The sequence below is a fragment of the Clostridium coskatii genome (genome assembly GCF_001675205.1).
Taxonomy (GTDB): Bacteria; Bacillota; Clostridia; order Clostridiales; family Clostridiaceae; genus Clostridium_B; species Clostridium_B ljungdahlii.
The window spans coordinates 1-15,339 of the sequence record NZ_LROR01000099.1; the positions used below are offsets into that span (position 1 = coordinate 1).

At 31.6% G+C, this 15,339-nt stretch carries 11 protein-coding genes, 1 tRNA gene, 1 rRNA gene, 1 riboswitch and 1 other annotated feature; of the genes, 3 read left to right on the forward strand and 10 right to left on the reverse strand.

Annotated elements, in window-relative coordinates; genetic code table 11:
* From CLCOS_RS20215 to CLCOS_RS20235, 5 genes are all read right to left on the reverse strand, one after another.
* Window positions 1-120, reverse strand: a 16S ribosomal RNA gene (locus tag CLCOS_RS20215); the annotation flags it as partial.
* 515 nt (window positions 121-635) lie between these two features.
* A tRNA-Met gene (locus tag CLCOS_RS20220) sits at window positions 636-711 on the reverse strand.
* Window positions 712-1,015: 304 nt separating this feature from the next.
* Window positions 1,016-2,536 (reverse strand): FGGY-family carbohydrate kinase, encoded by a 1,521-nt coding sequence (locus CLCOS_RS20225; RefSeq protein ID WP_063602592.1) that lies wholly within the window; start codon window positions 2,534-2,536, stop codon window positions 1,016-1,018.
* 158 nt (window positions 2,537-2,694) lie between these two features.
* Window positions 2,695-2,808: riboswitch (FMN riboswitch) on the reverse strand.
* A gap of 24 nt (window positions 2,809-2,832) precedes the next feature.
* A complete protein-coding gene (locus tag CLCOS_RS20230; RefSeq protein ID WP_063602593.1) occupies window positions 2,833-3,816 on the reverse strand; it encodes a MerR family transcriptional regulator in 984 nt (327 codons plus the stop codon).
* Window positions 3,817-4,144: 328 nt separating this feature from the next.
* On the reverse strand, window positions 4,145-4,777 hold the full coding sequence (locus tag CLCOS_RS20235; protein WP_063602594.1) for a YczE/YyaS/YitT family protein: 633 nt from the start codon (window positions 4,775-4,777) through the stop codon (window positions 4,145-4,147).
* 365 nt (window positions 4,778-5,142) lie between these two features.
* Here CLCOS_RS20235 and CLCOS_RS20240 point away from each other — a divergent pair, with 365 nt between their 5' ends.
* Together CLCOS_RS20240 and CLCOS_RS20245 are read left to right on the forward strand one after the other, a co-directional pair.
* Window positions 5,143-5,592, forward strand: a complete 450-nt coding sequence (locus tag CLCOS_RS20240) for a YsnF/AvaK domain-containing protein (protein WP_013238151.1) — start codon at window positions 5,143-5,145, stop codon at window positions 5,590-5,592.
* 73 nt (window positions 5,593-5,665) lie between these two features.
* A complete protein-coding gene (locus tag CLCOS_RS20245; RefSeq protein WP_153042970.1) occupies window positions 5,666-6,070 on the forward strand; it encodes a YsnF/AvaK domain-containing protein in 405 nt (134 codons plus the stop codon).
* Window position 6,071: 1 nt separating this feature from the next.
* Here CLCOS_RS20245 and CLCOS_RS20250 read toward each other — a convergent pair whose 3' ends face one another.
* The 5 genes from CLCOS_RS20250 to CLCOS_RS20270 form a co-directional block, all read right to left on the reverse strand.
* Window positions 6,072-8,552, reverse strand: coding sequence for an HD domain-containing phosphohydrolase (locus tag CLCOS_RS20250; protein WP_063602595.1), 2,481 nt, complete (start codon window positions 8,550-8,552; stop codon window positions 6,072-6,074).
* A 301-nt stretch (window positions 8,553-8,853) separates the two neighbouring features.
* Entirely contained in the window at window positions 8,854-9,291 is a 438-nt protein-coding gene (locus CLCOS_RS20255) for a hypothetical protein (protein ID WP_063602596.1), read from the reverse strand.
* A gap of 261 nt (window positions 9,292-9,552) precedes the next feature.
* Window positions 9,553-10,869, reverse strand: coding sequence for an MFS transporter (locus CLCOS_RS20260; protein ID WP_063602597.1), 1,317 nt, complete (start codon window positions 10,867-10,869; stop codon window positions 9,553-9,555).
* Between the two features lie 163 nt (window positions 10,870-11,032).
* Window positions 11,033-11,305, reverse strand: a binding site (T-box leader).
* 71 nt (window positions 11,306-11,376) lie between these two features.
* On the reverse strand, window positions 11,377-13,089 hold the full coding sequence (locus CLCOS_RS20265) for a methyl-accepting chemotaxis protein (RefSeq protein ID WP_063602598.1): 1,713 nt from the start codon (window positions 13,087-13,089) through the stop codon (window positions 11,377-11,379).
* Window positions 13,090-13,098: 9 nt separating this feature from the next.
* On the reverse strand, window positions 13,099-14,862 hold the full coding sequence (locus tag CLCOS_RS20270; protein WP_242867054.1) for a bifunctional diguanylate cyclase/phosphodiesterase: 1,764 nt from the start codon (window positions 14,860-14,862) through the stop codon (window positions 13,099-13,101).
* 281 nt (window positions 14,863-15,143) lie between these two features.
* Between CLCOS_RS20270 and CLCOS_RS20275 the strand changes: the two genes are divergently transcribed.
* Window positions 15,144-15,339: tyrosine-type recombinase/integrase (locus CLCOS_RS20275; RefSeq protein ID WP_153042922.1), on the forward strand; the 196-nt coding region annotated here is incomplete at its 3' end.

Sequence of the window (15,339 nt, forward strand, 5' to 3'; positions counted from 1 at the left end):
CCCACGTGTTACTCACCCGTCCGCCGCTAATCCACTCCCGAAGGAGCTTCATCGCTCGACTTGCATGTGTTAAGCACGCCGCCAGCGTTCGTCCTGAGCCAGGATCAAACTCTTAATTTAAAAGTTTATATGGCTCTATAGAAAATTGCTATTAGCTTCACAATACTGCGTCAAAGCTTTCACTGCGGTGCTCATTTACTTAAGTAAACTCCGCTCCTCATTCAAACTTTTCCTTGTCTTGCTCGCTACTACCAATTTTTAATATATTACGTAACCGTAATATACTCGAAATTACTTCTTAAACTGCTCTCGCAGCTCAAAAGAATTGCTGGTTTATTCTAAATAAGTTATACTTATATCTTCCTCTGTTTAATTTTCAAGGATCATTTTGCTGCCTCACTTCGACAACTTTTATAGTATATCATCTTTATTTCAACCTGTCAACTAGTAATTTACTATGAATTAAACTTTCTAAGTTATCGTTCAGTTGCGACAGGAATTACATCTTATCACATCTATTTTATCATGTCAATTAGTAATTTATTTCCAGGCTGTTCATTACATTATATATCTTTTAGTAATATAATTAATAACTTTTATATAGTACTATGCAAACTGAATTACTATAATACTCTTGGTTGCGGGAGCAGGACTTGAACCTACGACCTTTGGGTTATGAGCCCAACGAGCTACCAACTGCTCCACCCCGCGTCATTGTATACATTTATATTAACAACTATCCTTGGTTGTATTGGCCGCCTCTTGAAGCGACAAGTGATATCTTATCATATATGCAGATATAAACAACTAACAATATTCGGTGTTTACCATACAATATTATAGCAATACCTCATTATGCTTCTATATACCCAATAATTCATATAGTGACACACCTGACATAGTTTGCTGAAAATAAGTATTACCTCTCAATTAGTATTAGTCAAATCTCCGACCTACTAGTATCAGTCAGCTCATTATGAAAAATGAGTTATCAACTAACTGCTAACCACTTTTATCACTTTATGTTACTAGCCACACCACTTAATACACTTTTTCTAAGTACATACTGCTCCTTATATACATTTGAATTGTTGGCATTTGGACTATATTTATTGATAATTTTTATATTGTTGACAAGTGCCTCTTTTAAGTCCTCTATATTACCTTCTGCATATGCACCAATAATACAATCTGTAAGTACAGCACCTCCTGACACTTCTAGTGTAATTGTTTCACTTTGCATAATGTCTGCTTTAATTTGATTCCACAAATCATCTTTACTTCCACCCTCGGTAATAGTAATTCTGTCTATTTTGATACCAGCATTTCTATAATCATTTGTAATTTCCATATAATCATAAGCAATAGCCTCCAAAACAGACCTCCATAAAGCAAATTGATCTGTATCCAAGGTCATGTTCAAAAAACAACCTTTTATCTTTGAAAATTGACCATATCCACCAGTTAAATATGGTAAGAAAATCACACCATTGCATCCCGGTACAACCTTTTCCGCTCCTCTGCTAAGCAGTTTATAATAGCTATCCTCATCAGATTTTTGACAAATGTTATCCTTAAACCAACGCAGTGCCAGACCTCCAGTTCTAACAAATCCCCAGTAAAAATATGTATTTTCTAAAGTGCCGCTGTTAAAAATCAATTCACTTCCTCTTTTACTAAGCTCTGGAATAATCCCATTTGTAGAGACACAGAACATGTCACAAGTTCCTGCAACATCTACAGCCTTATTTGCTTCAAGAATTCCACTTCCCAGCATGGACTGCATTGTATCACCTGCACCAGCACAAATTGGTATGCCATGAGGACATCCCGTTTCCTTTGCTGCACTTTCCGATAACGTACCAATAATATTCCAGGGCTTTACAATCTTAGGCATATAGCTTTTAGCTATTCCTAATATATCAAGCTGCTTATCTGACCATTCCTTTTCATACACACGATATCCAAGGCCCCATCCTGACATAGTTCCCCAATCAACAAAAGCATCCTCACTCTCTAAACCTGCAAGATTCATCAAAATATAGGGAGCATTATGGACAAACTTTTTGCCTCTTTTTTGAAATTCTTTATTATTTGCTAAGATCCATCTTGCATGCAGTGCTGGAAACATACAGCTTGGATCAGCATTTCCGGTTTCCTTTCCCCAAATATCAAGATTCAATTTCTTAAGGACTTCAACATCACTCTGTGTTCTTGAATCCAGATAGTTTATGTAAGGTGTAATTGCCTTTCCACTTTCATCTATACCTACAATTCCACAAATAATTCCATCCCCCATAATTACTTTAATTAAGTTAGGATCAATTTCTTGTTTTTTTAACTGTTCTATGCACTGTTTCATGCCAAGTTTTGTAAGTAAAAGATATTCATCTGCATCCATATCAACCCATCCTGGATGAGGATATTTCAAAGTTGTCCTATTTGACGATTTTGCTACACATTTCATATTTTTATCATATACAGCAACCTTTACGCTTTGAGTTCCTGCATCAAAAGCAAGATAATAATGTTCCATTTTATATATTTAGCGAGAGGTACATAGAAATTGCAATCTCCCACTAAAATTCGCCTCTTTTCTTTATCATACTATCCATAGTAATTTTAAGTAAAATAAAATAATCCCCTAGGTTCTCCTAGGGGATTGTAAACATAATAAACATATACATCTTGTTTATCCACCTTCTTTCATCCAGACTATACTGTCGGCTTCGGAATCTAACCGAATCTGCCATATGGCTTGCGGGCTGTACCGCCGATAGGGAATTTCACCCAACCCCGAAGGATATTCTATATAACTTTACCATTAATATATCATTGTGCTTTTTCTCTGTCAATGCTCATATGACTTTCTTCATTAAAACTCTTTACTAAATCGTTTATACCAAATCCTAGATTGTCTTTTACTCCATTCTCAATATCAAGCAGCATCTTAGTGTCATTTTCTCTATACTTTTTATAGCTCTCATTAAGCACAGCTAGATATTTTTCAAACTCTCCTTGAATAGGCTTAATTATCTTACAATACTTTTTTGTAAGTTCAATGCATCTAATAAAGCTGCACTTTACTTTCTCATCTTTCTTTAAAGATCTTACAAATTTAATTTGACTATTTACTGCAGTATTTTTAACGCTGTCATCATAGTTCAATATCTTTTCAGCTTGACTACTCATGATTCTCTTTAGTTCATCTAAATTATCACCATCTACCTTATCTAATTCTTCTATTGGATAGTCACTTTCGTCTACTTCCTCAGCAGAATCTAAAAATTCCACAAGCTTTAACCATACCCTCTTCTTTTCATCATTATCAATTGTAACTTCTAAAAATGGCTCATACATAACGACAAACATTTTTCCAAAATTTCCTGGAAATATTCTAAGCAAACTATTTGATATAAGTTCTTTTTTATTATCTCTAGACATTTCCAGTGTTTCCCGCAGCTTTTTAATTTGTTCTCCTGAATACTTATAATCATCTGGATTCTTTTCCATAAGACTTGATATGATCAACTTACTTTTTTCTAGATAACTTATGTTCTCATCTATTTTTTCTAAAGCGTCCATTAAAGCTTCCTGCAGTCCTTTTTTACCTGCAATTACATCCTTTATACCTTTTATTGGTATATCTAAAGTTCTAAGTGCTCCTATTAAATTTAATCTAATAATATCCTCATCTGAATATTCCCTATAATTGTTTTCAACATTTTTTAAAGGATTAATCAAACCTTCACTTTCATAGTATTTAATAGCCTTCTTAGTAAGTCCAGTCTTTTCTGCTGCAATTTTTATATTCATACATATTTCCTCCCACCAATATCAATAAATCTTACTTTTTATATTAATGGTATCCCTAAGGTACATGTCAATATATTTTTTAGTAAAAAAAGAATAAAGCACGTCTTCTCAAATAATTAGTACTTTACTCCCTAAAATTTCAATTTATCCGATGACTACCTGCTCTAATACTCCCACGCACACATCGAAAGCGACTATCACCAAATCAAAGATTTGGGATATCTGCTTTTCTCCAAGTGTGAGTAAAGAGCAGCTACGTCCCTGGATAACGATTTCTAAACATCAGATGGAGTTTTGACTCCATCTCATGTCAAGAACTTTGTTTACATTACTCTACAAGTGCAATCATTTTCTTTCCAAATAACATATTAGTTAAGGCAATAGCTCGTCCAACACCCATAACTGCCACTAAAGTTCCAACGCCAATTCCAACAATTTTTCCAGCACACACCAAACCAATAACTACAGTGATTATAACACTTGATATATCTGTTATATTTTTTGCAAGTCCAAGTCCTTTCTTAGTTCGCTCTGCTAATGCCTGTGTAAAACCATCTGCAGCATTTGGAACAATCTTCATTTGAACTGTAATATATGCTCCAATTCCAGTGAGCATAATTGCTGCTGCAAGCAAAAGCAAATTTATCATTAAGTTATTACAATTTATAACTATCATATCATTAAAAATATTAATTATACGGCTAAATACAATACTCATAGGAACCTGTAGTAAGTCAAATGGACGAAATTCCTTTCCACGCAATGCTGCTTGTCCAGCTACACACAGTATGTAAATACACATAGTTGCATTTCCCAAGTTTATATTCCAAATTTTTGAGATAGAATATGGTATGGAAATTATCGGTGACACTCCCAGTCCCGTTTTTGTATTCAAGATAATTCCTAATGCAAGTACCGCAAGTCCAATACAGTACATCATTCCACGATAAAATTTCTTCATATGCATTCCTCGATTCTTAGTCTTATTATAAATTTACATTCTTTTAATTTAATTACCCTATTAGCAGAAATTACAAATTTTGGCTACTATTTATTTACTTTTTTCACTTCCTTCGTATATTGTATATAAATAGTACCAATACTATTATATAAACTTTATAAATTAAAAATCAACTTATATGCAGACATACTTTTACAATAATGAAGTTCATTTAAATATTTTGTACATAAGTCTTAGTAAAAAATTTGTGGCACTTTTAATTACTCTCGAACCTTTTCTTTAGCATATTTCCAATATTGAAACAGGATAATATACTTCACAAAGGGCAATATATAAATGGTCATTATTTAAGGAGGTGTCTATATATGAGTATATTAAATGGACTTTTGGGAAACAATGATGATAATAAAAGAGATACTGATGAGGATGAAGCAAAACTTCGTCTCCGTAAGGAAGAACTTGACATTACTAAAAATAAAGTTCAAAAAGGTGAAGTAGAGCTTAGCAAAGAAATCATAGAAGAGAAAAAAAGTGTAGATGTCCCTGTAACACGTGAAGAAGTCGTAATTGAAAGAAGAAACCTAGACAATGAAGCCTCTGATTCTCCTATAACTGATGAGGAAAGTATTAAAATTCCTGTCAGTGAAGAAAAAGTTGATGTAAATAAACACACAGTAGTATCGGGAGAAGTTTCAGCTCATAAGCGTGCTATAGAAAATACAGAGCATATAGATGAAACTCTTAAACGAGAAGAAGCTAAAGTAAATAAAATTGGTGATCCTAATGTAGTTGACAGTACAAGTAACCAGAGCTAGTTAAATTTGAGACACCTCACAAATTGTACACAATTCGTGAGGTGTCTTTCTAAACAATTGGAGGACAAAATTTATGGCAAAGATAAGTAATAATATCAATAGTACAACTCTTCAAATTAAAAAAGAACAGCTTGATATAGCAAAAAAGTGGATACAAACAGGAAATGTAAAAATTCACAAAAAAACTTTCACAGAAGAAAAAAATTTTACTATACCTGTTGTACACGAAGAACTTATAATTGAGAAAGAGACCTTTATCCCAGCTGATGTACAACATAAAGATAGTTCTACTGAATTTATACGTATCCCTTTGAGCGAGGAACAGGTAGAATTTATAAAGCATAAAGTTATCTTAGAAGATGTATCCATATATAAACAACAAATTGAAGAGATACAGCATATTGAAGAAACCTTAAAAAAGGAGGAAGCTAAGATTAAATTCTCTGGATCTCCAAGTGTGATTGACAATAAAAAGTGAATTATACTACCTTTTCAACAAATATCTTTACAATTTCTGGGTCAAATTGAATACCTGCGTTCTTAATAAGCTCTTCTACAGCTATTTCTTTTGATAAAGCACTTCTATAAGCTCTCTCACTTGTCATAGCATCAAAAGCATCAGCTATTGCAATTATTCTTGATTTTAATGGAATTTGATCTCCTTTAAGTCCTTTAGGATAACCCTTTCCGTCCCATCTTTCATGATGTGCTAGAACATATTCTGACATTTCCGCCATGTCATTAACAGAACTTAAAATACGATAGCCTATTTCTGGATGACGTTTAATTTCTTCCCACTCTTCATCGATAAGCTTACCCGGTTTATTTAAAATATTCTCATCTATAGCAACTTTCCCTATATCGTGTAACAACCCTACAGTCTTTAGTTCTTGTATTTCACCCTCCGGTAAATTCATAGCCTTTCCTAAAAGATTACAATATTCAGATACCCTATGAGAATGTTGTTCCTCTCTTTTATTTTTTTCATGTAGTGTATTTATAATGGCACCAATTGTTTTTCCTCTCATACTTGGGCTCTCAAAAAGTTTCTTTTTATACATGAAATCTTCTGCTTTTTTCAGTACTTCAAATACATTTTCATCATCATAATGCTTTGTATCAAATCCAAAAGAAATTGAAAGGTTTATTGACTCTACTTTCTCTTTTGAAGCCAATTCAGAAATACGCTTAAGTATTTTGCCTGCTTCAAGTTCATTTGTTTTCGGAAGCAGTATTACAAACTCATCTCCTCCTATACGTGATATTATACCTTTATCACTGCAGACATTGAGCATTACTGCTGAAACCTTTTTCAGCAATTCATCACCAGCAGCATGTCCAAAAGAATCATTTATCAACTTTAATCCATTAACATCAGCCATAACAATAGTAAGAGGAAGATTTTCTTTGCTATTTAATCTTTCAATCTCTTCTTCAAAAAACCTCCTATTGTATAGTCCTGTAAGTTGATCGTTATAGCTTAAGAATTCAATTTTCTTTTGATTTTTTCTTTCATCTGTAATATCTCTGCTTATTACAATAACCTCATTTTCCCTACATTTAACTATCCGAAGTTCATAATATTTGTTACCTACTGGTGTATCAATTTCGTATTGAAAACTTTCCAAAGAATTATTTTTAAGAGCAGCCTTAATTTTCTCAAAACCAGTTTCAGCTATTTTAGATGGAAGTACATTCCAAAGAGTTTTTCCTATGAACTCATTTTCAGGCATTATTAGCACAGAAGCATCTTTTATTTGACAGTCTTTGAAAACAGCATTTTCATCTACAACAAAGATAATGTCTGGAATAGCAGTTACTATTGCTCTATTTCGTTCTTCACTTTTCTTTAAATTTTCTTCACTTTTCATTAGTCTATAATATTGGCTTCGAAGTTCTTCTTCTATTGCAGCTAATTCATTATAAGAAGCCTCTATTTCTTCATTTGATACCAGTAACTCCTGTTTACTCTTATTCAAAGCATCATTTGCTTCTAATAATTCCTTTGTACGTACAACAACCCTTTTTTTAAGAGTTCTATTCCATAATAATAATAAAAGTATACTTGCCACTGATGCCATTATTAAACTTCTATACTCTATTACTGTCTGATAGAAAGTTTTTTCTTCATAAACCCCAAGCCATTTATTATATATCTCATCATATTTTCCTGTAGCCTTAAGTATTTGCAGACCTCCATTAAGAGCAAATAATAAGTCTTCATTTCCTTTTTTTACAGCAATACAGTAATCATCAGGATTAATAACTAATCCATTACCCTTTATGTTTGAAATGTTATCTTTTTTCATAAAATAATGACCTATTATAGTTGAAACTACTGCATAATCATATTTGTTCATAGATATAAGTTTAAGTGCCTCCTCAGATGAATGAACTTTAACAAAATTAATGCCAAGATTCTGTTTTTTTAGATATTCTCCTGATATCTCATCTGATTCAACTACTACTGTCTTTCCTCTTAACTGGTTTATGTTCTTTATACTTTCTCCTTTTCTTGTAAATACATCAGCACCAGTTATTGCAGTTTTTGTTGTAAATGAATAAAATTTTTCCCTATCTTTAGAATAGAACATACCTGCTATGACATCTATTTTACCGTTTTCAAGTTCATCCATAGCTTCACTCCAGACACTTAGTTTAATCTTTACCTTAAACCCCATAGCCTCTGCTGCAGCCTTAGCAAGTTCTACATCAAAACCAGTTGGATTACCATTTTGATCTATAAAGCTATATGGGGGATAATCTTTATCATCACCTATTATTATTGTTCTGTCTGCTTTTTTTTCATCATTACCTAGCACCTTGTAAATAGTTTCTTTATTAGAATTCACACTTTCCTTGTTATCAGCAAACACTGCTTTTCCGAAATTATTACCCAATAAACAAGTTACTATTGCAATAAACACTATAATAAAAACTTTATGTTTTATTTCAATCATGCCCCCTTTCCTTTACAGTCATTTACATTCTGCTGTTGCATTAAAAAGTATGTATGTTTTTACATTTATTTTTATATCAAAGTAATACATTTTTTATAAGTATATCAGATTTATTAAACTTCTACACTAACATTTTTCACCATATAGAATAAAAATTACTACAGGAACTTAACCCTATAGTAATTTTTATTTTATCCCGTCTATTCTATTTTACACAGACCTATGGATGTTACTTAACTATGATAAAAATCATTAGAAATACTATTTAAACACACACTGAAATCACTGCTCATCTTTCTATCTAGCAAGGTATTGGTGTCAAAATTTCAACTTGCGGAATTTGAGGCACATCATCTGCTGTTTCTATTTTAGGAACTTCTTGTATTTTATTTTGCTCTGCAATATTACTTTGAGAAACTGTATTTTTCGAATTTGCTAATACATCTGATTTGCCTTTGGAAAGTGTATTTGACTCATCAGATCTTATAAATTTCCCATTTTCCCAAATTCCTTCTTTAACATTCCCATTTTTATATGTATATTTGCCTTTGCCATCTATATTATTATTTTTCCATTCTCCTGTATAAGTGTCACCATTTTTAAATGTATAAATTCCATTACCACTCATTTTATCATTGTTAGCTTTATCTTGATTGCTAGATGATTGAGTACCTTGTTCACAACCTGCTAATGCCAATACTAACATTAAAATTAGAAGTATTTTACTTATTCTTGCCATTTTGTGCCTCCTACAATAAGTTGCCCTTCCAATGTCATTGATTTAATTTGTCCATAAACATCTTCATATATGCTAACATTATAAAATAAATACTACAAATTGACAATAAAGTTTATATGCTGTTCTAATTACATTTGTAATCATATGCTGTCAACGTATTTTCATATTGAAAATAAAAAATCACTAACATATAATTTTAACTGTGCCCTGTCTACTTGACAAAGCACAGTTCACCATAAATGATAGTGATTTTTATATAGCTTATCCTAGTTCAATTTTGTTTTGCTTAGCATTGTCCTGCTCTAGCATATCAGCTGGAACCTTTTTCTTAAGTGTAAGCATAGTAACACCTGCAATTACCAGTGATACGGCCAAACACATATATGCCGCTGTATAAGAACCTGTACTAGTTTTTATAAATCCAACAAAATAAGGTCCAGTAAATCCTCCTAAATTTCCTATGGAGTTAATTAGTCCAGTAGCACCAGCCGCTGCAGGACCAGATAAAAACGATGTAGGTACTGCCCACCATACTCCCATTCCTACATATACACCAATGGCAGTAACACAGGTACATATAAAGCTTAATACAGGATTAGAAGTCAAAGCTCCTAATGCCATACCTACAGCACCAATAAAAAGTGGAATAGCTATATGCCATCTTCTTTCTCCTGTCTTTGAGGTAGAATTGCCATTAATTATGAACCCAATAAGTGCTGCCGTCATTGGTATTATAATTAGCCAACTGACACTAGAATTACTCAACCCTGATACTGATTTGAGTACTGTTGGCAGCCAAAATCCAAATCCCCAAAATCCTGTAACCCACATAAAATATATAAAACATAATTTGAGAACTGTCTTATCTTTTAAGGCTTCCCATAATGTATATTTCTTTATTGAATTTTTTACAGCAATTTCTCTTTCGTATTCTGCTCTTATTGTCTTCTTTTCTTCTGGAGTTAACCAACTGACATCTTCAGGAGAATCCTTGAGCCAAAAAATAAGAATGATTCCATAAATAAAAGCCATAGTTCCTTCTAAGATAAACAACATCTGCCAACCTTTAAATCCAAAAGCTGCAATACCTAATATTATGCCTGCTAAAGGAGAACCAATAATACTTGAAACCAGCATTGAGGTTAAAAGTATTGAAAGTGCCTTAGGTCTTTCCTTTGCATTAAACCAACGAGGAACAATAGCTGAGTAACAAACTGGATAAAAACTTGCTTCTGCAGCTCCTACTAAAAAACGAACAATATAAAATTGAAGTTCCGTATGCACAAAACCCATAAGAGCAGTAACTATGCCCCAAGTAAGCATAATTCTAACAACCCATTTACTTGGACTTCGCTTCTCTGCAAATACAGTTCCAGGTACCTCAAACACTACGTACCCGAAAAATAAGATTCCTGCTCCCATTCCAAAAACCTGTGCAGTAAATCCCAGATCTTTATTCATCGTCAAAGCAGCATAGGATATATTGAGTCTGTCAATATACGCCAACATAGATGCTATAAACAATGGCAAAATAACATTTAAATATTTTCTTTTAGTAACACTACCTTTAATATTCATAAGATAAAGCCCCCTTCTTTTACTCCTGTATAATCATATTTCTATATTGTAATTTGCCCCAATTTTTTTAATATTCTAATATTAATTTATCCTCCTCTCCTATTACACATATTTTAATGAATAAAAAAAATCTTTCATCCTTATAAACACATTTTACTATGTTCATAAGGACGAAAGATATATTTCCGTGGTACCACCTTATTTGCAATTAGATATACCAATTGCCTCTCAATTCAGGTCACTTTAAATAAAAAACTTTATTTAACATAAACCCTAACCATATATCGTTGGTATACGTCCTCGTTTACTTGGCAAAAGCCTTTCTACTTGGAAACTCCGGAGTGATTTGCATATTTTCATTAACACCAACTTACACCAAACGTTGGCTCTCTTAAGTTAATAGATTAAATATTTCTTTCTCCATCACAGTTTATGCTATTAAGTATATTATTTTTCTTTGAGATTGTCAAATGTTTTTTGGGAATATTTATCTGACTCAAAATCACTTCATATCTTAAATTTTTGAACCATTTCATTAAGTTTTTGAGCAAGTTCTGCCTGGCTTTGTGCAGTTTTGGATATCTCTACTATTGCTTTTGCCGTTTCATCAATACTTGCCTTTATTGCTTCTGAATGTTCACTAGAATCCTGTACATTTTCTGCCATATCCTGCACTGCATTGCTTACTTGACTCACTGTGGCTGTAAGTTCTTCAGACATAGATGCAATTTCCTCAGACATTCTGCTAACAAAATCAGAATCATCATAATATTGACTTCCCATGTTTCCAAAATCCTGGAATTGTGGATCTACATCTTCATTTATAAATTTTAATACATCATTACCATTTTCAGATAGATTTTTAAATGCATTCTGAACCTTTATAATGGTATCTTGAATACCTGTTACCGCTTGTGAAGATTGTTCTGCAAGTTGTCTTACCCTTTCTGCAACTACTGCAAATCCTTTGCCTTGTTCCCCAGCCCTAGCCGCCTCTATAGCCGCATTTAGGGCAAGTAAGTTTGTCTGCTCTGATATATCTGCAATAGTGTCCGCCATAATCTTTATATCATCTACCACTTTTCCTTCTTCAATCGCCTGCAGCATATGATTTTTCTTCTCTTCATATAAATTTCGTACTTCTTTTATTGCATCCTTACCTTTTTTCTTAACTTTAACAGCTCTTTCTTTAGATTGGTTTGCATTATTGCTTCCTTCTGCAGCTTTACCAGACAGTTCATTAATACTAGAATCCACTTCTTCAATAGATGCTGTTATTTCTTCTGATGATGCACTGTTTTCCTGAATTCCAGATGTTATATTCTTTACTGCACCATCTATCTCCTCTGCTTTTGCCGATAACTCTTCTACTGTAGCAGAAAGTTCTTCACTAGATGCACTAATCTCCTGTGAATTTGCCATTATTCCTTTAATTAACTCAGTTAAATCTTTCTGCATCATATATACTACATCGGCAAGTTCTCCTATTTCATCTTTACGTCCAAGTGGTACAACTGTAGTAAAATCTCCTTTGGCTATAACTTTTATATTTTCTACAGCTAATTCCAAAGGGCCTGCTATGCATGAATTTAGCAATAATACTAAGCCTATCGCGAATATTAGTCCAGCTATTATTAGTATAGTCATAATTTTATTGCTGTTTAAAAATTCAGAATGGTTACTTGAATTTTTGATTTTTGCATTGTCATTATTTAAACTAATTAGCTTATTAAGACTTGAAAACATAGCATTTCTTGTAGTTCCTATCTGCTCATATTGTTTAGCTGCCTCATCAAAATTTCCTGCATCAATAAGCTTAATAGTGTTTTCCCTTAAAGTTATATACTTACTAGAATAACTTTTAAATTCAGCCCACATTTGTTTTTCTGTGTCATCTTTAGTAATCTTTTCATAATTCTCAATATATTTATTATCTTCGTCCTTATTTATTTGGATATCCTTTTCTAAATCGCTCTTTTTTGAAGCATCTTTCACATAAACCAATTGCAGCATATCACTTTTTATTTCTGTTAAATTTTGTTTCATGTCTGTAAGCATATAAACACTCTGCAATCTATTGCTGTACATCTCTTCAGAATTTACACTTACTTTCTTTAATGACGTTCTACCTGTAACACCAGCTGCAACAATTAATAGAGCCATTATAGTAAAAGATAGTATCAATTTTGTTCTTACTTTAATATTTTGAAAAAATTTCACCTTGATTCCTTATTTACTTTGATTTTTTAATAAATCCTCAATTTTATTTTCTTTAAGCGGTTTACTAAAATAATAACCTTGAATCAAATTACAGCCTAAACTAACAATTTCATCTAACTGTTCTCTTGTTTCCACTCCTTCAGTGATTACTTTATATTTTAAATATTTTGATAATTTAACTATACTGCCAATTACAGCTTTGTTTTTATCATTATGTATATTAGAAATAAATGACTTGTCTATTTTTAATGTATTAACAGGTAAATTAATTAAATAGTTCAAAGAAGAATATCCTGTTCCAAAATCGTCTATTGCAATGCTTATACCACTTTCCATAAGCTCATTTAATAATTCAATCCTATCTTCTCCAATTTCAATTAAAGTTCTTTCCGTTATTTCTATTCCAAGCAAAGAAGGTTCTACATTGTGCTTTGCACATATGTTTAATATATTGCTCTTAAAATCACTTTTTTTTAATTGAATCGGAGATACATTTACAGATATCGTGTTAAATTTATAGCCCTTTTCTTTCCATGAGCAAGCAGTCTCTAAGGCTTTATTTAGAACCCAGTTTCCAATTTGAACAATGTATCCATTATCTTCGGCTATAGGAATAAATTCAGTAGGAGGTACATTACCTAGTTTATTATTATTCCACCTTAAAAGTGCTTCAACACCAATAATCTTATTATTTAAAGCATTAATTTGAGGCTGATAAAAAATATCTAATTCGTTATTAATAATTGAATTCTTCAGTTCACTTTCAATTAAAATTTTTCTAAAATAGGGTTGTGCCTTTTGTTTATCAAAAAAGGTACACTCATTTTTCCCTTTACTCTTAGATCTATATATTGCAAAATTACAAAACTTTAATAGTTCATCTGGATCAGAACTATCATCTGGAAAAACAGTTACCCCTAAACTTGTACTAATGTAAATTTCTTTACTCATTATTTTAAAAGACTTTTTTAAACATTTATGAATTTTATTACACATTTTCTCTATTTCTTTTATATCATTAAATTGGTAAACTAGTATTGCAAACTCGTCCCCTTCTAACCTGAATAATTCACCCTGCTTACCAAGTAATACAGTAATTGATTTTGCAAACGATTTTAAAATCCAATCACCAAAGCGGTGCCCAAAATTATGATTTATAATTTTCAAATTATTGATATCAATATATATAAGTGCGCCGTTTTTATTATGAATTTTAGCCGTTTTTATTGAATTATTGAGTTTTATTAAAAAAAATCTCCTATTAGGTAAATTAGTAAGACTATCCCATCTCTCATAGAACTTCATATTTGTAATATTAAATATTAATACACCTAGTACACCAGAACTTTCTGTTTCATCTTTAAATATTTTCCCCTTAAGCAGAACCCATTTAATATCCCCACATTTAGTCTTTATTCTAAATGTACTTTGATAAAATTCTAGCGATCCATTAATATAATCATCTAAATCTTGTATTGCCATCATTTTGTCTTTTTCATAAGTTATAATATTAATAAATTCATTCATACTTTTAATAGCATTAAATTTATATCCTGTTATTTTTTCGGAAATAGCCATTTCACCTGTATCTATATTCCATTTACATATTCCAACATTTCCTGTATTAAGTGCATATGTATACACGTTGTCATCTTTTAAACTATATTTATCGTTTCTACACATTTTACAATCCTCATCTATGCAAATAATTTTTCTTCTATAACTATTTAACACTATTCGTATTTGTTTATGTAAATCTTCATTTTCTACCATGTGATTAATATTTTGACTTATTTTTTTATCTACATTATTATTTATTTAGACGAAATAAATATTTTGTCCGAAAAATAAGAATTTTATACCTATTTACTGTTTTATTCTTCCAATATAATTCCACAAATTTTAAATTATGATATTTATTTCTTCATTATTCTGTAAATTACAACATTATTTTAATACTGTTTTCATAATAATTGGATTTTACTCAATATTATGCTATAATTTATTATACAAAATATTTATATTGTACAATTATTTTGAAAAGAGGAAACTAAATGGAAAGAACCGGTAATAAAAAAATAAAATATTTTACTCAGGAGGAAACAAAAAGCCTTTTTAACGCTATCATAAATTTAGATAATATACATGCAGTTAGAGATTTAGCAATTTTTAGAGTTGCTTATAGATGTGGTTTAAGAGCATCTGAAATTGCTTTGATTAAATTGGAAGATTATAACGCTTCAAAGGGCG